22 protein-coding genes are annotated in these 24,205 nt (G+C 66.7%); 3 read left to right on the forward strand and 19 right to left on the reverse strand.

Annotation, left to right across the window (positions count from 1 at the left end; all coding sequences use genetic code 11):
• Positions 1–28: 28 nt before the first annotated feature.
• The 15 genes from ACWCIA_RS20380 to ACWCIA_RS20450 all read right to left on the reverse strand — a co-directional run bounded on the left by ACWCIA_RS20380 (position 29) and on the right by ACWCIA_RS20450 (position 17,250).
• Positions 29–955, reverse strand: coding sequence for a quinone oxidoreductase family protein (locus ACWCIA_RS20380; RefSeq protein ID WP_454166262.1), 927 nt, complete (start codon positions 953–955; stop codon positions 29–31).
• A 9-nt stretch (positions 956–964) separates the two neighbouring features.
• A complete protein-coding gene (locus tag ACWCIA_RS20385; RefSeq protein ID WP_454166264.1) occupies positions 965–1,795 on the reverse strand; it encodes an SDR family NAD(P)-dependent oxidoreductase in 831 nt (276 codons plus the stop codon).
• A gap of 20 nt (positions 1,796–1,815) precedes the next feature.
• Positions 1,816–2,652, reverse strand: a complete 837-nt coding sequence (locus ACWCIA_RS20390) for an enoyl-CoA hydratase/isomerase family protein (protein ID WP_454166265.1) — start codon at positions 2,650–2,652, stop codon at positions 1,816–1,818.
• A 1-nt stretch (position 2,653) separates the two neighbouring features.
• Complete coding sequence (locus ACWCIA_RS20395; RefSeq protein ID WP_454166267.1) at positions 2,654–3,619, reverse strand: lactoylglutathione lyase; 966 nt, start codon at positions 3,617–3,619, stop codon at positions 2,654–2,656.
• Positions 3,620–3,641: 22 nt separating this feature from the next.
• Positions 3,642–6,092: an efflux RND transporter permease subunit gene (locus ACWCIA_RS20400; RefSeq protein ID WP_454166269.1), complete on the reverse strand. Its 2,451-nt coding sequence runs from the start codon at positions 6,090–6,092 to the stop codon at positions 3,642–3,644.
• Positions 6,093–6,151: 59 nt separating this feature from the next.
• Positions 6,152–7,258 (reverse strand): WD40/YVTN/BNR-like repeat-containing protein, encoded by a 1,107-nt coding sequence (locus ACWCIA_RS20405; protein ID WP_454166271.1) that lies wholly within the window; start codon positions 7,256–7,258, stop codon positions 6,152–6,154.
• Positions 7,259–7,334: 76 nt separating this feature from the next.
• Entirely contained in the window at positions 7,335–8,690 is a 1,356-nt protein-coding gene (locus ACWCIA_RS20410) for a DUF1329 domain-containing protein (RefSeq protein WP_454166273.1), read from the reverse strand.
• A 24-nt stretch (positions 8,691–8,714) separates the two neighbouring features.
• Positions 8,715–10,394: a DUF1302 domain-containing protein gene (locus tag ACWCIA_RS20415; RefSeq protein WP_454166275.1), complete on the reverse strand. Its 1,680-nt coding sequence runs from the start codon at positions 10,392–10,394 to the stop codon at positions 8,715–8,717.
• 225 nt (positions 10,395–10,619) lie between these two features.
• Positions 10,620–11,471, reverse strand: a complete 852-nt coding sequence (locus ACWCIA_RS20420) for an SDR family oxidoreductase (RefSeq protein WP_454166277.1) — start codon at positions 11,469–11,471, stop codon at positions 10,620–10,622.
• Between the two features lie 71 nt (positions 11,472–11,542).
• Positions 11,543–12,715, reverse strand: a complete 1,173-nt coding sequence (locus ACWCIA_RS20425) for a thiolase family protein (protein WP_454166278.1) — start codon at positions 12,713–12,715, stop codon at positions 11,543–11,545.
• Entirely contained in the window at positions 12,712–13,617 is a 906-nt protein-coding gene (locus ACWCIA_RS20430) for a 3-hydroxyacyl-CoA dehydrogenase (protein ID WP_454166280.1), read from the reverse strand. Before ACWCIA_RS20430 ends, ACWCIA_RS20425 begins: the two co-directional genes overlap by 4 nt.
• 13 nt (positions 13,618–13,630) lie before the next feature.
• Positions 13,631–14,503 carry a fumarylacetoacetate hydrolase family protein gene (locus ACWCIA_RS20435; protein ID WP_454166282.1) on the reverse strand — a complete coding sequence of 291 codons (873 nt, stop codon included), beginning with the start codon at positions 14,501–14,503 and terminating at the stop codon, positions 13,631–13,633.
• Positions 14,500–15,594, reverse strand: a complete 1,095-nt coding sequence (locus tag ACWCIA_RS20440) for an amidohydrolase family protein (protein WP_454166284.1) — start codon at positions 15,592–15,594, stop codon at positions 14,500–14,502. Before ACWCIA_RS20440 ends, ACWCIA_RS20435 begins: the two co-directional genes overlap by 4 nt.
• A gap of 180 nt (positions 15,595–15,774) precedes the next feature.
• A complete protein-coding gene (locus ACWCIA_RS20445; protein ID WP_454166286.1) occupies positions 15,775–16,446 on the reverse strand; it encodes a TetR/AcrR family transcriptional regulator in 672 nt (223 codons plus the stop codon).
• A 3-nt stretch (positions 16,447–16,449) separates the two neighbouring features.
• A complete protein-coding gene (locus ACWCIA_RS20450) occupies positions 16,450–17,250 on the reverse strand; it encodes an SDR family NAD(P)-dependent oxidoreductase (protein WP_454166288.1) in 801 nt (266 codons plus the stop codon).
• Between the two features lie 104 nt (positions 17,251–17,354).
• Here ACWCIA_RS20450 and ACWCIA_RS20455 point away from each other — a divergent pair, with 104 nt between their 5' ends.
• The gene (locus ACWCIA_RS20455) at positions 17,355–18,071 is read left to right on the forward strand and encodes a DUF2889 domain-containing protein (RefSeq protein WP_454166290.1); all 717 of its coding nucleotides are present in this window, start codon (positions 17,355–17,357) and stop codon (positions 18,069–18,071) included.
• 15 nt (positions 18,072–18,086) lie between these two features.
• Here the strand turns inward: ACWCIA_RS20455 and ACWCIA_RS20460 are convergent, their stop codons facing one another.
• The 4 genes from ACWCIA_RS20460 to ACWCIA_RS20475 form a co-directional block, all read right to left on the reverse strand.
• Entirely contained in the window at positions 18,087–19,319 is a 1,233-nt protein-coding gene (locus tag ACWCIA_RS20460) for an NAD(P)/FAD-dependent oxidoreductase (protein WP_454166292.1), read from the reverse strand.
• 29 nt (positions 19,320–19,348) lie between these two features.
• Positions 19,349–20,614, reverse strand: coding sequence for an MFS transporter (locus ACWCIA_RS20465; protein WP_454166293.1), 1,266 nt, complete (start codon positions 20,612–20,614; stop codon positions 19,349–19,351).
• Between the two features lie 84 nt (positions 20,615–20,698).
• A complete protein-coding gene (locus ACWCIA_RS20470; RefSeq protein WP_454166295.1) occupies positions 20,699–21,685 on the reverse strand; it encodes a fumarylacetoacetate hydrolase family protein in 987 nt (328 codons plus the stop codon).
• Between the two features lie 69 nt (positions 21,686–21,754).
• Positions 21,755–22,453: an SDR family NAD(P)-dependent oxidoreductase gene (locus ACWCIA_RS20475; RefSeq protein WP_454166297.1), complete on the reverse strand. Its 699-nt coding sequence runs from the start codon at positions 22,451–22,453 to the stop codon at positions 21,755–21,757.
• A 136-nt stretch (positions 22,454–22,589) separates the two neighbouring features.
• On the opposite strand from ACWCIA_RS20475, the gene ACWCIA_RS20480 reads away from it, so the two are divergent.
• Together ACWCIA_RS20480 and ACWCIA_RS20485 are read left to right on the forward strand one after the other, a co-directional pair.
• The gene (locus ACWCIA_RS20480; RefSeq protein ID WP_454166298.1) at positions 22,590–22,988 is read left to right on the forward strand and encodes a Zn-ribbon domain-containing OB-fold protein; all 399 of its coding nucleotides are present in this window, start codon (positions 22,590–22,592) and stop codon (positions 22,986–22,988) included.
• Positions 22,985–24,178, forward strand: a complete 1,194-nt coding sequence (locus ACWCIA_RS20485; RefSeq protein ID WP_454166300.1) for a thiolase family protein — start codon at positions 22,985–22,987, stop codon at positions 24,176–24,178. Before ACWCIA_RS20480 ends, ACWCIA_RS20485 begins: the two co-directional genes overlap by 4 nt.
• The last annotated feature ends 27 nt before the right edge of the window (positions 24,179–24,205 follow it).

Here is a 24,205-nt window from a genome sequence, read left to right on the forward strand (position 1 = left end):
CTGGATCCATGCATTCCCGTGCGTTCTTTCAGCCGCGTATGCGCGCCGTGATCTTGGCGTGCGGCCCGTCGATCTGGGCCGCCCACGCCGCCGCCGCGTCTTCGAAGGCGAAGTCGGCGTAGTCGATCTGGATCTGCTGCTCGCGGGCGATGCGCAGCAGCCGTTCCCAGATCGCGCGGCGGTCGGCTGGCGGACGCTGGCCGGTGCCGATGCACGACAGGGTACGAAACAGCAGATCGGCGATATCGAGATCGAGCTTGCGGCCGGCGCCGGTGCCGATGGTCATGATGCGCGCGCCCCAGCGCGTGGCCTTGAGGGCATTAAGCATGGGCTGGCCGCAGACGAGGTCGAGCACCACGTCGAATCCGGCGCCGCCGGCGGCCTTCAGCTCCGCGACGTCGTCGTCGCCGCCCAGCACCACGATGTCATCAGCGATGCCGCGCTCCTTGAGACGCCCGAGGGCGGACGCCGAGCGGGCCGCCGCCACGACACGGCCGGCGCCGAGGTAACGCGCCAGCTGTAGGGCGATCTGTCCCAGGGTACCGGTCGCGCCCAGCACCAGCACCTGTTCGCCGGGCTGGATCCTGGCCGCTTCCAGCGGCACCAGCGCGCCGGTGGCGGCGATGCCCATCGCGATCGCGGTGCGGTCGTCGACGTCGTCGGGTACGTCCCACAGCTCCTCGACCGGCACCACCGTGCGTTCGGCCCAGGCGCCGTAGGGCTGGACCGAGCGTTCGCCGAAGTAGACGCGCCGCCCATCCTCGAGCCGCCCTACTCCTTCGCCGCGTATCACGCAGGGAAACTGGACGCCGAGGCGGTAAGCGCCCAGCACATCCCACCCGCCCAGGCCGGCGGTGTCGACGTCGACCAGCAAGGCCCCCGGCTGCGCGTCAGGCGCGGGGAATTCCCGGATGACCGGGGCGGCGCCCTTTTCCGTAATGATGGCTGCTTTCATGCGTACTCCCTACATTCCGTTGGCGCCGGTTTGCGCAAAGAAGGCCTTCATCGCCACCAGCGAAGGCGTGTGGCTGCCGAAGCCGCCGTCGGCGACCAGGGTCGTTCCGGTAACGAAGGACGATTCGTCCGAGGCCAGGAAGGCGACCACGTCCGCGATCTGGCGCGGCGTGCCGACGTCGGGCGTCAGGTGGTTGTCGCGCAGGATGCCGATCAAGGGCGCCGGCATGCTCTCGTGCGCGTTCTCGGCGGGTGCCAGGCCGATCTGCAGCGCGTTCGAGCGAATGCCCTGCTTGCCATACTGGGCCGCCACCGAGCGGCTCAGCATGATCAGCGCGGCCTTCGAGGCCGCATAGGCGGACAGCGACAGGTCACCCTGTGCGCCCAGGCCCGAAGTCGCGAAGATGACCGAACCCTTTTGATTTTTCAGCATTTCGCGCACCGCGTACTTGGTGCACAGCATGGCGCCACGCAGGTTGACGGCCATCGCCCTGTCCCAGGCCTCGACATCCATGTTGATCACGTCGCGGTCGCGCCTGCGCTGTTCGACGCTCAGTATCGCGGCATTGTTGTGGAGGACGTCGACACGCCCGAAGCGCGCCACCACCGCTTCGACCATGGCCTTGACCTCAGTCTCGGACGACACGTCGGTCCGTACCGCCAGCGCCTGGCCTCCGGCGCTCTCGATCTCCGCCGCGACGCGCTGTGCAGCTTCGCCGTCGATGTCGACCACGGCTACACTTGCGCCATGCATGGCCAGCACCCGCGCGGCTTCGGCGCCCAGCCCCCCGCCGGCACCGGTAATGATCGCTACCCGACCATCGAGCTTTCGTTCACTCATCGTTTGTCTCCTGCTGTGGCTCAGTGGCCGGTGAAGTTCGGTGCCCGCTTTTCGCGGAAGGCGCTGGCCGCTTCCTCCGCGTCGTCGCTCGGTTTGAGCATGGCGAACAGGTCGAGTTCGAGGTCCAGCCCCTGCTTGAGCGCGAGATCGAAAGCGCCGCGTGCGGCGCGCTTGGCCGACAGCGTCGCCGCCGGCGCCCGCGCGGCGATACGCAAGGCAAAAGCCCGCACCTCGTCGACCAGCGCTTCCGACACGCTGGCGGTGCGCGTAGTCAGGCCCATGCCCCTGGCGGCGGCCGCATCGAGGCGCTCCCCCGTCAGCAGCAGGTCCATCGCACGCCCCGGGCCGACAATGCGCGGCAGGCGCTGGGTGCCGCCGCCGCCGGGGATCAAGCCCAAGGCCGTCTCCGGTAGGCTGAAGACCGCGTCGGGCGTAGCGAAGCGAATGTCGCAGGCCAGTGCCAGTTCGAGGCCGCCACCCAGGCAATAGCCGTGGATTGCGGCGATCACCGGTTTCTGGATCGTGTCGATCGCCTCGATCCAGCGCACCCCTTCCATGCGGCGCCGCACTTCGATCGCGGTCTCGGGACCGCGCGCCTCCTTGATGTCGGCGCCCGCGCAAAAGCCGCGCGGGCCCTCGCCGCGGATCGCGATGACGCGGATCTCAGGGTCGGCGTCGAAGGCGCGCAGGGCTTGCGGCACACCCTGGCGGATCTCGTCGTTGATGGCGTTGATCTGCGCCGGGCGGGTCAGCACGACCCAGCCGAGCGCACCGTCGCGCTCGATGCTGACCGAGCCGTTGACGGCTTCCCGCTGCAGCGCGCAGGCGCTGCCTGCGTCGGCGAGGTGGCTACCCATTTCAAGCCTCCTCGAATTCGAAGACCTGGCCGCGCATGCCGCGCGGATCGATCCGGATCAGCGGTCGCCCCCCGACGGCTTCCGATTCGGGGACCCAGGTAAAGGCCGTGCCGCGCGCCTTCAGGTCCTCGGCCTTGGCTTTCAGATCATTCACGGCGATCCGGATGTAGTACAGGCCGGGTCCCCAGTTGTTCAGGTAGTGGGCGGCGTCGGTATTCCAGGCCTGGGGCTGGATCACGTGCAGTGCGGCGCTGTTGGCGACGGTGAAGGGCATCACGGCGCGGCGATAGCCCTCGGTACGCAGCTCCTGCACGGCGCCGGCCGGCTCCCAGTCGAGGTTGTCGGCGCAGCAGCGCAGCGTGTAGTTCAGGTCGCGTACCAGGAAGGCGCGCGCCGTCACCCGGACCATGTCGGCGGGCTTGGGGTCGCGCGGCTGGGCCGGCGGCGTGGCGAAGGTCTCGGCCGGCATCTGCAGCGGCTCCATCGGCATCACCTCGATGCACAGGCCCCCGTCCACCTCGGGACTGTAGCGCGGGCGCTCGGGCGTCGCACCCAGCCACAGCCGGTCGAAGGGCATCTCCGGCGTGCGCTGGGCCATCCGGAAGGCCAGCTTGCGGCGCATCAGCCGGTCGACAAAGACGTCGAACTTGGGCCCATGCAGCGAAAGTACCACCGAGTGGGTCAGCATCGGACGGTGGCGGCCCTGGTAGTCCTTCAGGCTTTCGAGGAATTCGTGGAACATCGGGTCGCCCGGGTTCTCGAAGTCGAGGTGCCACTGGGGCTCGACCCGGGTCGGCGCCACCGCCAGCGATTTATGCACGCGCAGGAAGTGGGCGATATACGGGTGGTTGTCGAAGGCCTGGCGCCAGTTTGCATGGCCATGGATGCCCAGTTTGTCGATCAGGAGGGCCGCCATCCCGTCGGGGTCGGGCAGCATCATGTCCGCGGACATCAGCAAATCAAACATTGTTTTTCTCCGTTTCGTTCGGTTAGCGGCCGGCCGCGGCGCGGGCCGGGGCGGCGGGTTGGGTGCCCGCATCCGCGGCCGCCAGTGGCGCGCGCGGCTTCGGATTGAGCAGGAAATAGGACAGTGCCGGGGTGAGGACCAGGGCGCCGAGCATATTCCACAGGAACATGAAGGTCAGCAGGATGCCCATATCGGCCTGAAACTTAATCGGCGACCAGGCCCAGGTGACGACGCCGGCCGCCATCGTCATGCCGACCAGGGCCACCACCCTGCCGGTGAAGTCGAGCGAGCGGCGGTAGGCGGCGCGCAGGCTGTCGCCGCGGCGCTGGCAGGCCAGCTGCACGCTGAGCAGGTAAAGCGCATAGTCGACCCCGACCCCGACCCCGACCGCGATCACCGGCAGCGTGGCGACCTTCAGGCCGATGCCGAGCCAGACCATCAGGGCCTTGCACAAGAGCGTGGTGATCACCAGCGGGATCAGTGCCACGATGGTGGCGCGCAGGCTGCGGAAGGTGATCAGGCATAGCAGCGCGGTCGAGCCGTAGACGGCCAGGTACATGGTGATGATGCTTTTCTGGACCTCGATATTGGTCGCGGCCTCGATCCCGGCGCTGCCGGCGGCGAGCAGGAACTGCACCGGCTCGGCGGCGCCGGGCGCCGTATTGTTGGCATTGGCGTAGGTCTCGGCCGTCTTGAGGATGCGCGCCACGGTATCGGCCTTGTGGTCCGACAGATAGGCAACCAGGGGCGAGACCGAGCAGCTCTGGTTGGTGATGTCGGGCGTCGCGATCACGGCAGCCGACATCGAACCGTCGGTAATCGACTGGTTGCGGCTGATCGTCATCCACTTGCCGCTGCCTTCGGACATGGCGGCGGTAACGAAGCGAACGTTCTCGGCCAGCGAGGTGGTCGCCTGCACGGCCGGATCGGCGCGCAGCAGCTGGGCCAGGCCATCCATCTTGTTGAGCGAGGAGTACAGGCGGCAGCCCTCGTCGCCGGTCTTCATGATGATCACGAACTGGTCGCTCGAGAGCCCGTAGTGGCGCGTGATATAGGCATTGTCGCGGTTGTAGCGCGAATCCGCGCGCAGCTCGGGCGCGCCGGCATCGAGGTCGCCGATGCGCAGGTCCTGCATCACCAACGCCGAGACCAGCGCCACGACGATCGAGGCCAGCACCACCGGAATTGCCCAGCGCCGTTCGGTCAGCGCATCGAGCCCGCCCCAGATGCGGCCCAGCAGGGAGCGCCCCTGGGCCGACTTCTGCTCGTCGGCGATCGCGCGACGCACCGCCGACTCGCTGATGCCGACATACGACAGCGCCACGGGAATCAGGAACAGCTTGGTGAAGATCAGTACCGACACGCCGACGCTGGTGGTGATGGCCAGGTCGCGGATCACCGGGATGTCGATGATGACCAGCACCGCGAACCCGACGATATTGGCCAGCAGCGCCGTGACACCCGCCACGAACAGGCGTCGGAAGGTGTAGCGCGCCGCCACGTATTTATGGGTGCCGCGCCCGATGTCCTGGATGATGCCGTTCATCTTCTGGGCCCCGTGCGACAGGCCGATGGCGAAGATCAGGAAGGGAACAAGAATCGAATACGGATCGAGCTCGTAGCCCAGCAGCTGCATCAGGCCGAGCAGCCAGACCACGCCGATCACGGCCGCTGCGACCAGCATCACCGTACTGCGCACGCAGCGGGTGTACAGGTAGACGAAGACCATTGAAATGGCAACCGACACGGCGAAGAACAGCATCACGGCGCGCAGTCCCTCGATCAGGTCGCCCACGATCTTGGCGAAGCCGATGATGTGGATGCCGATCTTGTCGCTCTCGTAAGCGCGAATCTTGGCTTCCAGGCGCTGCGAGAAGGCGCTGTAGTCGAGCTTCTGGCCCGTCTTGGGATCGGTATCGAGCAGGGGCGCGACGATCATGCTCGACTTCGCGTCGAGCGCGACCAGGCTGCCGACGATGCCGGCCTTGCCGATATTCGTGCGCAGCTTGGCGATTTCGGCGGCACTGCCGTCGAACTGGGCCGGCATCACGGGACCGCCGGTGATGCCGTCCTCAGTCACTTCGCGCCAGCGCACGATCGGCAGCCAGATCGACTTCATCCACGAACGGTCGACGCCGGGAATCAGGTAAAGCTCGTCGTTAATCTTGCGCATTACCTCGAGATAGGCCGGGTCGTAGATGTCGCCGGTCTTGTTCTCCACCACTACCCTGACCGTATTGCCCAGGCCCGGGAGCTGGTTCTTGTAGGCCAAGTAGGTCTGCACATACGGGCTGTTATGCGGGATCATCCGCTCGAAATTGGCGTTGACCTTGATCCGGGTCGCGGCCGCGCCGAGCAGGATGGTCGCGACCAGGCAGGCGAGCAGTACCAGCAGGCGGTTATTGAAGATCACGCGTTCGAGCAGGTTGCCCGAGCGCCGGTCGAAGTCTTTGGGATCCCGTATCACGGGCATCCGGGGTTGTTCGCTATGGCCTACCATTTGATTCTTCCCAGTTGTTCACTCATCCACCGTCATTTGGACGGCATGGGCTGCAGCGTGACGCCCCCGCTACCGGCCAGGGCCAGCTGCCCTGGGCCGGACAGCGCCGCGTCGAACACTTCGCCGCGCGCGCGGCTGGCGGCGCTTGCCGTCTCGCCGTCGCTGCCGGCCAGGACGACCTGCCCCGCCTGCGTGACGAAGGCGAACTGTCCCGGACCTGCGGGGATCGCCGCCACCACGGTCGCGGCGCCGCCCAGTGCCAGCGGCTTCCAGGTAGCGGCATTGTCTTCGCTGACGAAGGCGTTGCCGCGCAGGCCGTAGGCGGCCAGCGCCGTGCCGTTGGCCTTGAGGCCGAAGAAAGTGCCGGCGTAAGGGCTGGCCAGCTCCGTGAAGCGGCCGGCGGCGCGGTCGTACCGGCGCAGCAGGCCCTGCTCGCCGGCCAGGTAGACGGCGCCGTCGGCGCCCTGCTCCAGCGCGTACAGGTGCATGCGGCGGTCGTTGGCTGCCTTTTCGAGGATAGGCTCCCAGGTCTGCCCCGCGTCCTGCGTGCGCAGCAGGAGGCCGAAGGCGCCGGCCAGGAAGCCTTCGCCCTTCGCGTCGACACGGATATCGAGCAATGGATATGGCAGCACGCCGGGGGTGGCGGACTGGCGCAGGGCGCGCTCGAGTTCGGCGAGCACCTCGCCTGCTTCGGCATTGCCGCCCGCCGCCAGTGCCTGGTAATGCTTCTTCATCAGCGCTGCTAGGATGCGTCCGTCGAGTACGCGGGTCCAGCTGCGGCCGCTGTCGCCGCTGCGCAGCGCGACGCCGTCGTGGCCGAGGGCCCAGGCCAAGCCGGAGCCGGTGAAGCGCACCGTGGTGAGGTCGGCGCTGACCGGGACGCTTGCCTGCTTCCAGTTCTTGCCGGCGTCCTGAGACACCAGGATGGTGCCGCGCACGCCGACCGCCAAGGCGTTCGCGCCTTGCACGGCGATACCGGACAAGGGGCGCTTGAGCGCGAGCGGGGAAGGCGGTGCAGGAAGGTCGAGGACGTCGGCCATTGCCGCCGCCGCGGGGCCCGCGGGAATGGCGAAGCATGCGGCGCACAGGGCCGCGCCCAGGCAGGCGCGCGCAGTCGCGAAGTAATCAGGGCTTTTCAATGGAGACTCCATCGTGGTGCGGTCAATCCGGTGCGGCGGCGCGGCTGCCCGCGCCGCCACCTTGCGAGCTTGATGCCTAGCGCGCAGTCTCTTTCGCCACGATGGTCTCGGGGTTCAAGTCGCGGTTCGAGCGCGGCGTGGTCACCACGCCATAGCCGCCGACCAGCCCATCGTTCACCAGCGCGTACATGCCCTTGTTGAAGTCGAAGATCACGTTCTTGACGGTGTAGGGCGCATTCACGTCGTAGAGCTGGATCATCGAGTTGAAGATCGAGCGGTAGAGCTGGCCGCTGCGGTCATAGGCGTCGTACAGCATCGCACCATAGGTGTCCTCGTCGATGTAGTAGGTGCGCTTGGCGTAGGCGTGGCGGAAGCCCTGCTTGAGCATGGCCTCGACCACCCACATGCGGTGCAGCTCCCAGCGCCAGCAGGCCGGGTTTGGATACTTCTCCTTGAACTGTTCCTCGACGCCGCAGCCGAAATACAGCTTGTAGGCGTTGTAGGGGACGTACATTTCCTTCTTGCCCGCCAGCTTGAAATCGAAGCGGTCCATCTGGCCCGAGAACACGAACAGCTCGTCGAACAGGGTCACCCCGCCCATGCTGGCCACTGGCGTATCGTAGGAAAACTCGGGCGCGAGCTTGATGCGGCGCTGGCCCGGCGCATAACTCCAGGCGCGGCGCGGCTTTTGGGTCGGATCGAGGAAGTCCATCAGGCCGGTCACTTCGCCCGCCTTGCGAATCGGCGCGCTGGTGACCGAATAGGTGCGCCAGTACATCTGGTCGTCGCGTCCATCGAGGTCGGCATGGTAATACGGTGTTTCCTCGAAGGTCTGCTGCTGCGAGGTCATGACCGCCTTGCCGCTCGAATCGACCACCCAGGAACGCGAGGAGCGCGTGGTGGTGTCGGCCTTGTAGCGCAGCTGCTGGTTCCACATCATCTCATTGCCGGTCTTCGCGATCGGGAACGGGATGCCGCCGCGGCAGCCCTGGTCGACGCCGAGCCCGCCCTTGGTGGTCTTGCAGGTGGTCGCGTTGCGCACCGTCTTTTCCAGTACCTCGTCCGGCATTGCCCCGGTGCGGTGGCTGGGATAGACGTCCATGTAGAAGCCGGGATTCTTCTTGAACAGCTCTTTCTGGCCGTCCGACAGTTTGTCGGCGTGCTGTTGCCAGTTCTTGGCGTCGATGCGCAGCAGGGGCGCCTCGTCCTTGAACGGATCGGCCCAGACGCCGCTGCCGGCCTTGAAGCCCGGTGGGGCCTTGGTCAGCCCGCCGGTATAGGCCGGGATCGTGCCCTCCTTGTTGGCGGCCTTGATGGCGCCGACTTTGGTCAGGGTCGAACCGAGCTGCTTGGCTTCGTCCTGGGTCACTTCTGCTTGTGCGCCGGCGGCGAGGCTTGCCAGCAGTGCCACGAGAATGCGATTGGTTTTCATGTATTGTCTCCTGTTTGCGGCGCTTTAGAATGCCGTCTTGAAGGTAAAGGACAGCCAGCCGCGGTCGATGACGCCGACCGACGAATTGCTGTGGGCCGCGCCCCCGGTGATCCTGCCGTTCAGCTCGCGGACGGGCAGCGTGCGGTCGGCATACAGGAGCGAGAATTCATATTTCGATGCATAGGTGGCGGTGGCGCCGACGGACCAGCGCAGTTCACCCTCGGTACCGCCGCCCGACGATGGTGCATTGCCCTTCAGGCCGTAAGTCGCGCTGACCGGCAGCGCCAGGTCCCACGAAGGTAGCACGTTGAGGTACTGCGGGGTGAAGCGCAGTGCCATCAGCCAGGAATCCTTGGTAGAGCAGCCGTCGTCCTTTGTGCCGGAACGTGGCACGCTGGTGCGCGAGTCGACGCAGGTGGCCGCGCCGACCTCGCGGTACAAGGTCTGGTTGGTCGTGACCTTGTCGAGGCGGTTGTAGGCCAGTTCGCCGACCAGCGTGCCGGTGGCCCAGAGCGGGGTCGCCGGCAGCATGAAGACGCCGTTGACGACCGCGTGCCAGGTATTGCCGCGCGCCCCGGTCGGGGTGACGATCGAGGAAGGCGTGTTCAGGGCGCCGTTCTTGCGGTAGGACAGTTCGGTGCCGACCGAGACGGACTTGATCACCCGGCTGAAGCTCAGGCTGTACTGGTCGATCTTGTCCGGATACAGGAAGCGCGCCTGGGTCGGCAGCGGACCCCTGAAATTGAGGAGCTGCACGCCCAGCTCCGGCGAATAATCGTCGAAGCGGCGGTAATAGGCGCCGAAGTTCGATTCGATCGACTCGACGTTCAGGCGCGCGCCCACACCCCAGTTGCCGTTGTCGCTGGGTTTGCGCGCCTGGACCAGCTGCGCAGCCACGCCGGGAATCGGGAACACCAGGTTGTCCGAGGAAGGGGCGGTGTCGGCACCCATCAGGTAGGTGCCGGCGTGCGGGATGCGGGTCGGTTTCCACTCGTAGTAGTACTGGCCGACCAGGGTCAGCGCATCGGTGACCTGGGCACTCACGTAAACCTGGCCGATCGGCAGGAACACTTCCTTGGTCTCGACACCCGGGTTGATCGCAGCCTTGACGCCGTCGACCGGCGATTGCGCGTAGGAGATCGCATGCGCGCCCAGCAGCAGGCCCTCGCCCCAGACATTGGTCTGGCGACCGACCTTGATATTCACCGGCACCTTGCCCAGCTCGACGTTGGCCCAGACGAAGGCGTCGAGGATTTCGCCGGACGGACCGTTCACGTAGCGCTGCACTTCGTTGTTGTACTCGGCGTTGCGGTAGGCGGTCAAGAAACCGGCGGGCGAGCGCACCGAGTGGTCGTCGTAGGCACGGTCATACCAGGCGGCGCCGGAAACACGCGCGCCGAGCTTGTTGCGCCAGCTGACGTCGAACTCGGTGAGGAGGTCGACGCGGTTGGTCACCATGTCGTGCTTGTCGAATTTCGAGTCGCCCTCGTCGTAGACGAAGTTGCGCAGCAGGCGCGGGTCCTGTCCCTCCATGCGGAAGCCGCCGGTATAGCGCACCGTGGTATCGAGGCGCATCTTGATGTCGGGGTTGGCGACTGCGATCTCGGTCGCCAGCGCCGGGAAGGCACAGGCGAGTGACGCTGCGATTGCGATACCGCGCAGCGCGAGGCTGGCGGGCGATGGAACACCGCGGGTTTGTTTCATGGGACCTGTCTCCTGTTTATCGGTTATGACCGCTTTTAGAAATCGTTCAGCACTGCTTGCAAGTCCTTCCAGTGAACCGTGCTGCTCGACTGTCTTCGGCCCAACGGATACGAGACTTTTACGACGTTTTGATTGTAGTCCTAATCTTCTTACAATTCTACTGTTTGACGAAGATTCTGTATGGAGAATTTTAAGAGCATGGTCCAGTCGCTTTCGTACGACGGATTACTCAGTGCCGGCGGCCTGGTTACGGGCCCGGACCATCTCCGTGAAATCGCGCTTGAGTGTCGGGTAGTAGGCGATCTGGCCCTGCAGCCCGCCCGCGATGTCGATCGAGGCCGCGCTGATGAAGGAGGCGTATTCGCTTGCCAGGAACAGCGCCATGCCGGCCACGTCCTCGGGTTTGCCAAAGCGTCCGAGGGGCACGACCTTGAGCACCATCGCGTCGAATTCCTCGCGCGAGACGCCCGGCCCCACTTCGCGGTAGTGGCGGTCCCACTGGCCGGTATCGATCCAGCCCATGTTCAGCGAGTTGACGAGGATGTTGTCCTTCGCGAGCGACATGCCGAGCGACTTCGACAGCGCAAGGCAGGCGGCGCGGTTGATCACCGAAGGAATGCCGTCGGGCGTCGGAAACGCGCCGGCCAGGGCATTGATCTCGACGATACGCCCCCAGCGCTGGCGCCGCATATGCGACACCACCGCCTGCACGAAGCGGAAATGCCCCATCTGCAGGATGTTGGCGTGCTCGAGGATTTGTTCGGGCGTCAGGGTGTCGAGATTGCCCCCGCGCCCCTGTCCCGCGTTGTTGACCAGGACGTCGATGCCGCCCCAGCTCTCGGCCACTTCGGCGACGAAGGCCTGGACACCGGCGCTGTCGGTGACGTCGACTTCGCGGGCGATGACCCAGTGCGTGCCCCCCGACAGTTCGCGCGCAGCGCTCTGCAGCGCTTCGCCGCCGCGCGCGCAGATGGCGACGCGCGCCCCTTCCGCCGCGAAGGCGCGGGCGATGGCCAGGCCGATGCCGCGCGAGGCGCCGGTAACGATCACCCGCTTGCCGCTCAGGTCGATGTGCATTGCTGTCTCCTTTTATAGGTACTGCGTATTGGCGGCGGCCGGTTCTGTGCCGGTCCTGCCGCCCTGCCTTGCTACATGCGTTCGATGATGGTCGCCGTGCCCATGCCGCCGGCGCAGCAGATCGCCTGCAGGCCGTAGCGCGCGCCGCGCCGCTCCAGTTCATGCAGCAGCGAAGTCATGATGCGGGCGCCGCTCGCGCCCAGCGGATGGCCGAGGGCGATTGCCCCGCCATTCACGTTGAGGCGCTCCTGGCCGACGCCCAGTTCCCGCGCCCACATCAGGGGCACCGAGGCAAAGGCTTCGTTTACCTCGAACAGGTCGATGTCGCCCGCCTCCAGGCCGCTCATCGCCAGCACCTTGCGCGTGGCCGCCACCGGGCCGGTCAGCATCAGGGTCGGGTCGGAGCCGACCGTCGTGAAGGAGCGGATGCGGGCCCGCGGCTTGACGCCAAGACGATTGACTGCAGCCGCCGACATCAGCAGCAGCACGGCGGCGCCATCTGAAATCTGCGAGGAATTACCGGCACTGAGCTTGCCGTTTTCGCGAAAGCTGGTCTTCAGTGTCCCCAGCTTTTCCGCATTCGTGCCGGGCCGGATGGTTTCGTCATGGGACAGCACGTCCGGCACGGGCTCGGCATGGCCGCGTTCCATCAGCGCGGCGACCGGCACCGGCGCGATCTCGCGTTCGAAAAAGCCTGCCTGGGTGGCCGCCGCGGCGCGGCGATGGCTCTCGACGGCATAGGCGTCCAGCTCTGCACGGCTGAGTTCCCACTTGTCGGCCACGCGCTCGGCGGCTTCGCCCTGGCTGGTCAGCTCCCACTTGTCGGACGCCATCCAGCCGAAGGCTTCGCCGTAGATCTCGCGGTTGCCGCCCATGCGCACGCGGCTCATGTTTTCTGCGCCCCCGGCCACGACCACCTCGGCGGCGCCGGACGCGATCATCCCGGCCGCTAGGTGCACCGCCACTTCGCCCGAGCCGCACTTGCGGTCGATCGCAAGGCCGGGAATCGAGGCCGGCCAGCCGGCGCCGAGCAAGGCGGTGCGCGCGATGTTGGCCGACTGCTCGCCGACCTGGGTCACGCAGCCGAAAATCACGTCGTCCACCTCGGCGGCTTCGATACCGGCACGGCGCACGATTTCATTGAGCAGGTGCGCACCCAGGTGGTCGGCGCGCACGCCGGCCAGGCTGCCCTTGTATTTGCCGACGGGCGTGCGCACGGCTTCGACGATGTAGATGTCTTTCATAGATTGCTCGCCTTCAGCCCGGAGCCCGGCACGCGCTGGCCCGCCGCGTCGTACTGGTAGACCCCATGGCCGGTCTTGCGCCCATGCCGGCCCGCCGCCACCATCTTGATGATCAGCGGACAAGGACGGAATTTTTCGCCGAGCGTGGAGTGCAGGTAGCGCAGTACCGACAGGCGCGTGTCCCAGCCGGTGAGGTCGCCCAGTTCGAGTGGTCCCATCGGGTGGTTGAAACCCATGCGCAGCGCGGTGTCGATGTCTTCGGCGCTGGCGGTTCCCTCCTGCAGCATCCACATCGCCTCATTGCCGAGCATGGCCGACATGCGGCTGGTAGTCAGGCCCGGAGATTCGTTGACCAGGATTGCGGTCTTCCCGATGGCATTGACCCAGGCACGGCTGCGCGCGACGGTCGCCTCGTCGGTGGCGATGCCGAGCACCAGCTCGACCAGCTTCATCTTGTGCACCGGATTGAAGAAGTGCATGCCGATCACGCGTTGCGGATGCGTCACCGAGGCCGCGATTTCCGTCACCGACAGGGCCGAGGTATTCGTCGCCAGCAGTGCGCCCTCGGCAAGCAAGGGCGCCGCCTCGGCCAGGATCGCCTTTTTCAGTGCCAGGTTTTCCGACACCGTTTCGACCAGCAGGTGGGCCCCAGGCGCGCCCTCGGCCAGCGCCGTATGCACGCTCAGGCGCGCCTTGGCCGCCTCGGCCGCCTCAGGCGCGAGCTTGCCCAGCCTGACGCCGCCGTCGAGGATGGCATGGATACCATGCAGGGCCTTTTCCAGCGCCTGGCCGTTGCTGTCCACCAGGCGCGTCACATAACCGCTGCCGGCAAAGGCGTGCGCGATACCGGTGCCCATCAGGCCGGCGCCGACGACGACCACTACTTCGTTCTTGTCGCTCATTGTTCTTGTCTCCTCAAGCGCCGGGCTTCTGCCCGACTACATTGCTGATGGTCCCGATCCCTTCGACGCTCGCCTCGACCACGTCGCCCGGCTTCAGGTAAAGTCCGGTGCCCTGGCCAACGCCTGCCGGAGAACCGGTGAACATGATGTCGCCCGCTGCAAAGCTCGAACGCTGCTCGACGAAGCGCAGCAACTGCGCCACGTCCCAGGTCATTTCGGCCGTCGTGCTGTCCTGGCGGAGCTGGCCGTTGACCCTCAAACTCAGGCGCAGCTGCGGGCTGCCGGCCGGGAATTCGTCGCGCGTGACGATCCAGGGACCGACGCCGGTGCTGCGGTCCTGGCTCTTGGCCGCGAACAGGTCCATGCCGATGCCGGCCGGGCCGCTGCGCTGCAGGTCGCGGGCGGACACGTCGTTGCCGACGGTATAGCCAAGCACCGCCGCCAGCGGGTTCTCAAGGTCGACCGGTGCGTCGCCGAGCACGACCACCAGTTCGACTTCGTGGTCGAGTTCAGCGGTGAGCGGCGGATAGCGGATCGGATCGTTCGCGCCGATCAGCGCCCCATACGCCTTCAGGAAAGCGATCGGCTGCGAGGGTGAGGTCAGGCCGAAGTCGCCCGCCAGGTGCTTGGCGTAATTGGCGCCGGCCACCACCACCCGGTTGACCGGTTCAACCGGCGCCAGCAAGCGCACATCGGCCAGGTGGCGCACCGCGCCCAGCAGGGGCAAGGCTGCCTGCCCTTCCGCCGCGCGGCCTGCCGCGATCGCACGGGTCAGCGCCGGCCCCCAGTCGGCAAATACGCCCGCGATCTCGCGCAGTGTTCCTGTCTCGCTGTCGACCAGCGCCCAGAATGGCGTCCCGCCATTGGTGCAGCGCGCGATCTTCATGCTGCGATCGCCGCCGGCTTCGCCACCTCGACCAGGGTCGACGGGTCGATGCGCAGCAGCTCGCAGGCGTTTTTCCAGCGGATCTTCTGCAAGTCCTCATCCGACAGGCGCAGGCCATCGGTCAGGTCGTGGCGCACCGCGTCGCTGCCGCCGAAGTTCGAACCGTAGACGACGTGGTCGGCACCGATGACTTCGATCATGGCCTGGCGCATCGGCAGCTCGTGCAGCTCGACGTCGAAGGTGAAGTTCTTCATGTAGTCCAGCACCGGCTTCTTGTTGTGCGAGACGTCCAGGTTCGGATTCGTTTGCGCGAGGCGCCCCAGCTGGTACGGGACGAAGCCGCCGCCGTGGGTAATGTAGATCTTCAGGTTCGGGAAACGGTCGAGCACACCGCCGTTGATAATGTTCCAGAAGCATTTGGTCTCGTCGTAGTTCATGCCGACGATGGCGGTGGTCTCGTAACGGTCGGTATTGGCTTGCTCGCCCCAGGTCACCGACTGGTTATAGCCGTGCACGAACATCGGCAGGTCGACGTCGCACAGGGCTTCCCAGACCGGGTCCATCTCGGGCGAGTCGAACTCGAGGCCGCCGAAATTCGCGCCACCCGCAACCAGGCCCTTGGCCCCGAGGGTGGTGCAGGCGCGGCGAATTTCTTTCGCCGCTTCAGTCGGTACGTTCAGTGGCGCATGGGCCCAGGCCATCAGGCGGTTCGGCGCAGCGGAACAGTATTCCGCCATCACGTCGTTGACCTTCTGCGCGAACGGTACGCCGAATTCCGGCTCGGCCCAGTACATGTAGCAGTGCGAAGGCACCGAGACCACTTGCGCGCTCTGTCCGGCGGCATCCATGCCGGCCAGGCGGGTCTTCGGATCGGCCCAGCGCTCCAGGTACTGGTTGATGTCGAGGTCCTTGCCTTCGGCCTTGGCCTTCTTCAGCGCGGCCTTGCGTTCAGGCGAACCGAGCGAGAGGATCCAGTGGCCGACACGCAGCTTGATGTCGCCGTCGGGGCGCTTTTCGAAGAATGGGCCCCAGTGCGGGTGCTGGTCGTAGTAGTCCGGGTGCGGCGCGTGGGCGTGAAGGTCGATGAGCATGGGGTGTCTCCCTGTGACGATTGGTTATCCCGACGCTGGGCGCAATCGGCCGGACACATCGGACGGCCGTAATCAGCCTGCCCACAAGCTCCATGTCTCAATCCGGCGCACTCGGTCGGTGCTTTTACATCAGGACCCATCATGCCAAAGATAGACAGATTTTGCAATTCTGTTTAACTTTTATTTTTGCGGCTGGTTTTGCAACACTGCGCGCGCCTCGCAGTCGACGATCGAATACAGGAAAGTCACGATCCGCTGCACCCCGTCCTGCGGGCGCTCCTGTGGCACCACCAGTTCGCTCAGCACGCAGCGGATCATCAGCTCGCAGACCAGTTCGCGGTCGATGCGGATGCCTAGGCGCGCGTCCCAGGCGTCGAACACGCTGCGCATCAGTTCCTCGATGCGCACCAGGGACTCGTTGAACAGGCGACCGAACAGGCGCAGCGTGTATTCAGGGGCGGCGCCCAGCAGCAGCCGGGCCTGGCCGTGCGCGGCGTAGTTGTCGAGGTAGCGCACCAGCGCATGGAAGCGCGCGGCCGGCTCCGCATGGGGCGTGACGGCGTCCGCCATCGCCTGCTGGAAGGAAGCGCGCTTGTGGCGGGCAAAGGCGTCGAGCAGCTCGTCCTGCGAACTGAAATACCGGTAGAAGGTGCCGCGCGAAACCCCGGCCAGCTGGCACACGTCGAGTATCGAGATGCGCTCCGATCCTTCGCGCAGGACGATCTGCTCGGTCGCCGCCAGGATCGCGGCGACCGTAGCCTCGGCGCGTCCCTGGGTTTTCGGCGGCGTGCCACCACGCGGGCCGATGCGCTCCGGAGCTGGCATCGGATCGACAGCGCTCTCGAGTCCCACCTGTCAGGCCTCCCTCACCGGCACATGCGCGGGCCGGGAGTTATAGCCGGGCAGGTGCAGTCCGCCGTCGACGTGGAAAGATTCGCCCGTGACGTAGCGCGACATGTCACTCGCCAGGAAGACAACCACCGGGCCGATGTCGTCTTCCGGATCGCCGCAGCGGCCCAGTGGGCGCATCGCCGCCGCACGCTCGGCGAAGCCCGGGTTCTCGGCCGCCAGCTTGTGGAAGGTCGCCCCCATTGCCGTCGGCGCGATCGCGTTGACGGTGATGTTGAAGCGCCCCCACTCGGCCGCCGCGCTGCGCGTCAGGCCGACGATCCCGGCCTTGGCGGTGTTGTAGTCGGCATGCAGCCAGGCGCCGATCTCGACGTCGATCGAATAGAAGTTGACGACCTTGCCGCCGCCGCGCTCACGCATGTGCGGCAGCGCCGCACGCATGGCCCACCAGCTGGCCTTGATGGTGGAGGTCAGCGTCTGCTCCAGCATCTCGTCGGTCTTGTCCTCCAACAGTACGTTGGGGGTCGGCACGAAGGCATTGTTGACCAGGATGTCGAGGCCGCCGAAATGCGCGACCGCCGCCGCCACGGCCGCCTGCACCGATTCCTTGCGCAGCACGTCCGTATGCACGAACAGGGCGCGCCCGCCCAGTTCCTCGAGCTCGCGCGCGACCTGCGCCCCGCTCTCGCGGTCGATTTCGGCGATCACCACCGCCGCTCCCTCGCGCGCGAAACGTCGTGCCACACCGCGTCCGATACCGCCGCCTGCGCCGGTGACCAGCGCTACCTTATCCTGCAGAAGTCCCATGCCCGCCTCCTCACTGTTGAACATTTTTTCTGTTATTGTACACATTCGTGCAAATAACCCCTATCGGGAAATTCAATATGCAATGCTTTCGCAGGCGGATCGAGTTGATCGGGCAACACGGCACAGGGCACGGACAGGTTCGGGCGGCGCTCGAGGACGATTTCCATCATTTCCGGGTCGCAGTCGACTACCGCGACGGGGTGGTGACGGCCGTGCGTGGGGAAACGCCGCGCCATCCCTTCAGCGCCTGCCCGGGCGCGGCCCCGGAACTGCAGAAGCTGGCCGGCATGCGCCTCGACGCGGTCGCCAATTCGGTGACCCTGCATACCGACGCCACCCAGCAGTGCACCCACATGTTCGACCTCGCGGGCCTGGCGATTGCCGCGGCCAGCCGGGGCGACACGGCGCGCCGCTTCGATATCGAAATCCCGCGCCATGTCGACGGGCGCACCCATGCGCGCCTGCTGCGCGACGGCGTCCCCGTGCTGGACTGGGAAGTCGAGGGCAGCGCCATCCTTGGGCCGGCACCCTATGCCGGCGTCGACATGCGGCAGGGGATGGCGCGCTGGGCGCTCACGACCCTGCCGGTGGAAGAAGCGGAAGCGGCGCTGGTGCTGCGCCGCTGCGCCCTGATTTCGCTTGGGCGCCTGAAGGATATCGACAAGGAGCCGCATGCGCACCTGACCGGGAGATGCTACGCGCAGCAGCCGCAGCGCGCCCCGCAGGCGATCCGCATCGTCGGCTCGACGTGGGATTTCTCGGCCCGCCCGGAGGCGCTGACACTGGACGACAGCGCCTGGCTGGCCGCGGACCGCGCCTGAATCCGGCCAGACCGCTCAGCGGTTGGCCGCCTCCCAGTCTTTTAGTTCGAAGCCCGGCGCGGCGGCGGCCGATGGCGTCAAAGCCGGTGGACGCGCCAGGATCTTGCGCGCCGCCATATGGTCGCCCACGCGGCCGCAGGATTCGACGGCGAGAAGCTCTTCGCCGCGGAAGCACAGCACCGATATCTGGCGCGCGGCAGGGTCGCCCAGCACGACATGGTTGTCGGCGCCGAAGGCCAGTCCCGCGATCTGCAGCTTGAGCGTGCCCTGGTCGGTCCAGAACCAGGGCAGCGCGCTGTAGGGCGCCGGCTTTCCCATCAGGCGCGCGGCAATCAGCTTGCCCTGGTCGACCGCGTTCTGCACCGACTCCAGCCGCGTCGGCTGCTCGCCGTTTTGCACACAGGGGAAGGCGGCGACGTCGCCCAGCGCCGAAATGTTCGGATCGGAGCTGAGCAGGCTGGAATTGACGCGGATGCCGTTATCGATGTCCAGTCCCGCCTCGAGCGCCAGCGCCACGTTCGGAATCACGCCGATGCCGTAGACGACCAGGTCGGCCGGCAGCCGGCGGCCATCGGCGGTGATGACGGCGACCGCCCGGCCGTTGTCGCCCTCGATCTCGGACACGCCGCAGCGGAAATTGAAGTGCACGCCCCAGGACTCGTGCGCGGTGCGGAACAGCGCGGACATCTGCGGCGACACCGCGCGCGCCATCGGCCGCTCGCCCAGTTCCAGCACCTCGACCGCGGCGCCCTCGGCAGCCGCCACGGCGGCGAATTCCAGCCCGATGAAGCCCGCGCCGATGACGACCACGCGCTTGACCGTCTTCAGGAGCGGCGCGATCGTTTCGGCATCACGGCGGGTCTTCACGCCGAACACCCCATCCAGCTCCGCGCCCGGCAGGTTCAGCGGGCGGTTGTGCGCACCAGTGGCCAGCACCAGGTGGTCGTAGTCGAGCGCTTCGCCGGAGGCCAGCAGCAGGCGCCGGTTCTGGCGGTCGATCGCCGCGCCGCGGTCGGCCACGAGGTCGATGCGCTGCTCGAGGTAGAAGGCCTCGCTGCGGAACTGCATGGCAGTCGCATCGATCTTCCCCAGCAGGAAAGCTTTCGAGAGCGGCGGGCGCTGGTAGGGCAGCCAGGGTTCGTCGTTGACGAGCGCGATCCGCCCGCCGAAGCCTTCCTGGCGTAGCGAGACGGCGACCTGCACGCCGGCGTGGCCGGCTCCTGCGATGACGACACTGTTGAGCGACATGATTCTGGTTCCCGGTATGAAATGAAGGCTCAGGCGCCGACAGCTTGCGCCTGGACGGAGGCCTGCGGACTGCGGCCGAGCATCAGCAGCATGGCCGCCCCAGCCAGCGTGCTGGCCGCGCAATAGGTCAGCATCATGGTGTAGCCGCCGGTGGCGCTGAACATGGCGCCGAACATCAGCGGCGCCGCTGCGGAAGCAACCGTGATCAGGCCCTGGTGCAGTCCGAAGATGCGGCCATAGTCCTTCAGTCCGAAGTAGCGCGCCATGAGGAAGGCGGCAATGTCGAATTCCGCGCCTGCGCCGAGGCCCGCCAGCGCTGCGGCACCCGACAGCAAAGCGATGTCGGTGCTGCCAGACAGGAAGATAAAGGAACCGGCGGCGGGCAGCGCGAGGCTGATCGCGGCCACGGCCGGCGGCCACAGGCGGTCGAGCAGGTAGCCGACCACCAGGCGCCCGAGCACGAGGGCGATGCCGAACCATGCGAACACCGCGGTGGCGGCGGCGCTGTCGAGCCCCCGGTCGCGCAGCATCGGCACCGTGCTGGTGACGACGCCCATCACGGCCGAAACGACCAGGCACAGAGCGATATTGCAGATCCAGTACTTGGGCGAGGCCAGCGCCGCGCGGAAATTCATGCCCGCCAGCGCCACCGGTGCGCCGTCCGCCGTCTGCGCGGCCACGCGTACTTCGGGCAGGCGGAACCAGGCCAGCGTCAGCGGGATGCCGATCAGGACGTTGACGAGGGCGAGAATCACGAACGGCGCCTGCCAGCCCCAGTGCGCCACGCCCCAGGCGAACAGCGGCGGCGTCACCGCGGCGGTGATACCGGTGCCGGACAGGCCGAGCGCCAGCGCCAGTCCGCGGTTGCGCACGAACCAGAGCGCGAGCAGCTGGGTCCAGGTCACGGCGAGCGCGCCCATGCCGACGATCGGCAGCAGGAAAAAGGCCGCATATAAGGTCCAGACCGAGCCGCCGATCTGCGTCGTGGCCAGGTAGCCGAGTGCCATCGTCAGCAGCGACACCACCGTGACGCGCTTGATCCCGTAGCGCAGGTTGAGCCAGCCGACCAGCTGCAGGCCGATCACGGCCCCGCCGAACAGGAAGCTGATCGCGGCCTGCAGGGCGGGCCGGTCCCAGCCGAACTGGGTTTGCAGGGGAATCACGAGTACCCCGAAGCCGTACAGCAGTGCCGCATTTATGCTGATCATGACGCCGGCGATCGCCAGCAGCAGGACGCGCCAGGCTTGCCTGAATTCGGCGAAATCGATCGCCGCGCCGTTCTTGGTTCCGACCATGCTTGTCTCCTCGAAGGTCGTTGGGAAGCGGCGCCCCTGGCTCTCGCGGCAGGTGGCGCCGTTGAATGCTTCAGTCGTGCGGGTTCACAATTTGACGATTCGGGAGCGCAGGATGCCGATGCCCTCGACTTCGAGTTCGATCACGTCGTTTGGCTTCAGGTAGCGCAGCTGCTCCAGCCCGCAGCCGTTGCCGACCGTGCCCGAACCGAGCACTTCGCCCGGATAGAGGGTTTCGGAGCGCGAGATATGGGCGATCAGGTCGTCGAACTGCCAGCGCATGTCGCGCGTGCTGCCCCTGCCCCACTCCTCGCCATTGACGCGGGCGACCATGCTGAGGTCATACGGATCGGGCAGTTCGTCCGCCGTCACCAGGCAGGGACCCATAACGTTGCCGGTGTCGAAGTCCTTGCTCTTGGCGGGGCCGAGCATACCGGCCATTTCCAGCGCCTGGGTATCGCGCGCGCTCATGTCGTTGAAGATGGTGTAGCCGACGATATGCTCGCGCGCCCGTTCGCGCGGCACGTCCTTGGCCTTGCGCCCGATATAGCAGGCGAATTCGAGCTCGAAGTCCATCGCGCGGCTGTAGGCCGGCCAGATCACGTCCTCGTCCGGACCGATCACGGCGAAGCGGTTGCACTTGTAATAGATCGGCTGGCGGTTGAAGGTGGCGAGCACGCGCTCGTCGGCGCGGGTATTCATCTGCGCCAGCGCCTCCTCGGGATTGGGCAGGTGGGCGACCCGCGCGCGGCGGGCGGCGGCAAAGCTCTGCCTCAGGTGCAGCTCGAAGCAGGAGCAGTCGCGCATCTGGGGCGGCGGCTGGATCGGCGCGCACAGCTTGACGCTGGCGCGTTCGATCACCGAGGCCGTCGGCGCACGCTCCACCAGGCGGCGCGCCTCGTCCAGTGCTTCCTCCCCGGCCTCGACCAGCGCCAGGATGCTGGTGAAGGCCGGCCAGCGCCCGAGGCCGGTTTCCTGCGCGGCGCTGGCCAGGTCGACGATGGCGCTATCGGCTTCGATCAGGGCGCCGGGGCGCATTGCGCCACGTTCGTCACGGTAGGTTACGAGTCTCATGCTTCATGTCTCCGTTGCGGGGCGCATGCCTTTTGTCGTGGCTGTACCCTCTCTGAATGGATAGCGCGACTACACCCGGCCGTTCACCGGAATGCAAGCGCCGGTGAGCGCCGCGGCCTCGTCGGACAGCAGGAAAGCGATCACCGCGGCCAGCTGGCCTGGCGCGACCCAGCGGCTGGCATCGGCGTCCGGCATGTCGCTGCGGTTGGCCGGCGTATCGATGATGCTCGGCAGGACCGCGTTGACGGTAACGCCGCGGTCTTTTAATTCTTCCGCCAGGGCCTCGGTCAGGCGCGCCACCCCGGCCTTCGATGCTGCGTAGGCGCCCATGCCCATGCCCGCTTTCTGCGCGGCGGCGGCGCCGACATTGACGATGCGGCCGGCTCCGCGCGCCAGCAGGTGCGGCAGCGCCGCCCGGCAGCTGGACACGGCGGTGCGGACATTGGTCTCGTACATGCGGTCCCACGAGCCCAGGGCGCCGCTTTCCAGCGTCTCCCAGGTAAACCCGCCGGCGACGTTGACGACGCCGTCCACGCCGCCCAGCACTTCGCGCACCTGGGCATAGGCCGCCTGGCAGGCGCTTTCGTCGCCGAGCTCGACGCCGCCGAGCGCCAGCGCCACCTGCGGCAGCCCGGACGCCGGCGCGGCGGCGCGGTCGAGCAGGACGACGCGCGCGCTCTCTTCAAGCAGGCGATCGGCCACGGCGCGGCCGAGGATGCCGAAGCCGCCGGTAACGACGATGATGCGGGATGCGAGTCTTGCGCTCATGGCTGGCTTTCGTAGGTAAAGCGGTTGAAACCGGGACAACTGAGGAAAACTTTAAACATATTTTCAATTTCTGTCTACATAGTTGTAGAATCTTTGCATCGACAGCCCACGCCGACCCGCGTTGAAAGGCCTCAGCATGACCAGAAAACTTCCTGTCCTGACACTCGAGAACCGCGCCTTCTGGCAAGGCGGCGCCGAGAACGAGTTGCGCATGCACCACTGCGGCGCCTGCGCCCAGTTCTTCCACCCGCCCGCCCCAATCTGCCCGCGCTGCCTGTCGGAAGACGTGGCGCCAAAAGCGGTGTCCGGCGCCGGCAAGGTCGTCACCTATACCGTCAATCACCAGCCCTGGCGCGCCGACCTGAAGGAGCCTTACGTGGTCGCGATCGTCGAACTGGCAGAACAGGCCGGCCTGCGCTTCGTCACGAATATCGTCGGGACGGCGCCCGAGGAGGTAGGCATCGACATGCCGGTACAAGTGCGCTTCGAGCAGGTCGAGGATGTCTGGCTTCCCCTCTTTGAAAAGGCCGCATGATGTTCGACCGACTCTACGAAAAAGACGTGGCGATTACCGGCATCGGCCAATCGGAAGTGGGCCGTCCGTCGAACAAATCGGCCATGCGCCTGACGCTCGACGCCTGCCTGGAGGCCATCGCCGACGCCGGCTTGTCGCGCGACGATATCGACGGCGTGTCATGCTGGCCCGGCGACAACAATAATGGCGATGCCTTCTCTCCGGTCGGCCCGAATGCCCTGATTGGCACCCTCGGCCTGAACGTGAACTGGTATGGCGGTGGCTACGAGGGACCGGGACCGCTGGCCGGGGTGATCAATGGCGCGATGGCGATCGCCGCCGGCCTGTGCCGCCATGTGCTGGTGTTCCGCACGATTACCGAGGCCACGCGGCGCCAGACCGACAAGGGCGCCAGCGCGCTGACCAACAAGACCGTGGGACGCGATACGAGCGCCGCCTGGCAGTGGTACACGCCCTTCAATGTACTGTCCGGCGTGAACCTGATGGCCATGTACGCCCAGCGCCACTTTCATGAGTACGGCACCACGCCGGAGCAGCTGGCTCAGATCGCCCTCACCTGCCGCGCGAATGCGGCGCTCAATCCGAAGGCGATCTACCGCACGCCGCTCGGCATGGACGACTACATGGCCTCGCGCATGATCTCGACGCCGCTGCGCATGCTCGACTGCGACGTCCACTGCGACGCCTCGACCGCCATCATCCTCTCGCGCGTCGATGCGGCGAAGGATGGCCCGAACCCGCCGGTGCGCATCGAGGCTATCGGCGCCGCGCTGCACCAGCCCTGGTCCTGGGACCAGCTCGACCTCACCGCCATGGCCACGCGCGACTGCGGGGACATGATGTGGGCGCGCACCGATATCAAACCTTCGGAGGTAGGCAATGCCCAGCTGTACGACGGCTTTTCGATCCTGACGATGATGTGGCTGGAAGGCCTGCGCCTGTGCCCGCGCGGCGAGAGCGGTCCCTTCGTCGAGGGTGGGCGGCGCATTGCCTTGTCGGGGGAGCTGCCGGTCAACACCAACGGCGGCCAGCTGTCCGGCGGGCGCACGCATGGCCTGGGGTATGTGCATGAGGCCTGCAGCCAGCTCTGGGGACGCGCCGCTGCGCGCCAGGTCGCACCTCATAAGGTAGCGGTGGCGGCCTCCGGCGGCGGCCCGCTGGGAGGAAGTTTACTGCTGGTACGGGATTGAACAAGCATTGTCAGGGGCCTTTCGAAC

The sequence above is a fragment of the Massilia sp. SYSU DXS3249 genome (genome assembly GCF_053668055.1).

Excerpts from the sequence above, each read along its gene's own strand:
- ACWCIA_RS20380 (WP_454166262.1), bottom strand. The coding sequence starts at position 955 with ATGAAAGCAGCCATCATTACGGAAAAGGGCGCCGCCCCGGTCATCCGG.
- ACWCIA_RS20385 (WP_454166264.1), bottom strand. The coding sequence starts at position 1,795 with ATGAGTGAACGAAAGCTCGATGGTCGGGTAGCGATCATTACCGGTGCC.
- ACWCIA_RS20390 (WP_454166265.1), bottom strand. The coding sequence starts at position 2,652 with ATGGGTAGCCACCTCGCCGACGCAGGCAGCGCCTGCGCGCTGCAGCGG.
- ACWCIA_RS20395 (WP_454166267.1), bottom strand. The coding sequence starts at position 3,619 with ATGTTTGATTTGCTGATGTCCGCGGACATGATGCTGCCCGACCCCGAC.
- ACWCIA_RS20400 (WP_454166269.1), bottom strand. The coding sequence starts at position 6,092 with ATGCCCGTGATACGGGATCCCAAAGACTTCGACCGGCGCTCGGGCAAC.
- ACWCIA_RS20410 (WP_454166273.1), bottom strand. The coding sequence starts at position 8,690 with ATGAAAACCAATCGCATTCTCGTGGCACTGCTGGCAAGCCTCGCCGCC.
- ACWCIA_RS20415 (WP_454166275.1), bottom strand. The coding sequence starts at position 10,394 with ATGAAACAAACCCGCGGTGTTCCATCGCCCGCCAGCCTCGCGCTGCGC.
- ACWCIA_RS20420 (WP_454166277.1), bottom strand. The coding sequence starts at position 11,471 with ATGCACATCGACCTGAGCGGCAAGCGGGTGATCGTTACCGGCGCCTCG.
- ACWCIA_RS20425 (WP_454166278.1), bottom strand. The coding sequence starts at position 12,715 with ATGAAAGACATCTACATCGTCGAAGCCGTGCGCACGCCCGTCGGCAAA.
- ACWCIA_RS20430 (WP_454166280.1), bottom strand. The coding sequence starts at position 13,617 with ATGAGCGACAAGAACGAAGTAGTGGTCGTCGTCGGCGCCGGCCTGATG.
- ACWCIA_RS20435 (WP_454166282.1), bottom strand. The coding sequence starts at position 14,503 with ATGAAGATCGCGCGCTGCACCAATGGCGGGACGCCATTCTGGGCGCTG.
- ACWCIA_RS20440 (WP_454166284.1), bottom strand. The coding sequence starts at position 15,594 with ATGCTCATCGACCTTCACGCCCACGCGCCGCACCCGGACTACTACGAC.
- ACWCIA_RS20450 (WP_454166288.1), bottom strand. The coding sequence starts at position 17,250 with ATGGGACTTCTGCAGGATAAGGTAGCGCTGGTCACCGGCGCAGGCGGC.
- ACWCIA_RS20460 (WP_454166292.1), bottom strand. The coding sequence starts at position 19,319 with ATGTCGCTCAACAGTGTCGTCATCGCAGGAGCCGGCCACGCCGGCGTG.
- ACWCIA_RS20465 (WP_454166293.1), bottom strand. The coding sequence starts at position 20,614 with ATGGTCGGAACCAAGAACGGCGCGGCGATCGATTTCGCCGAATTCAGG.
- ACWCIA_RS20470 (WP_454166295.1), bottom strand. The coding sequence starts at position 21,685 with ATGAGACTCGTAACCTACCGTGACGAACGTGGCGCAATGCGCCCCGGC.
- ACWCIA_RS20475 (WP_454166297.1), bottom strand. The coding sequence starts at position 22,453 with ATGAGCGCAAGACTCGCATCCCGCATCATCGTCGTTACCGGCGGCTTC.
- ACWCIA_RS20480 (WP_454166298.1), top strand. The coding sequence starts at position 22,590 with ATGACCAGAAAACTTCCTGTCCTGACACTCGAGAACCGCGCCTTCTGG.
- ACWCIA_RS20485 (WP_454166300.1), top strand. The coding sequence starts at position 22,985 with ATGATGTTCGACCGACTCTACGAAAAAGACGTGGCGATTACCGGCATC.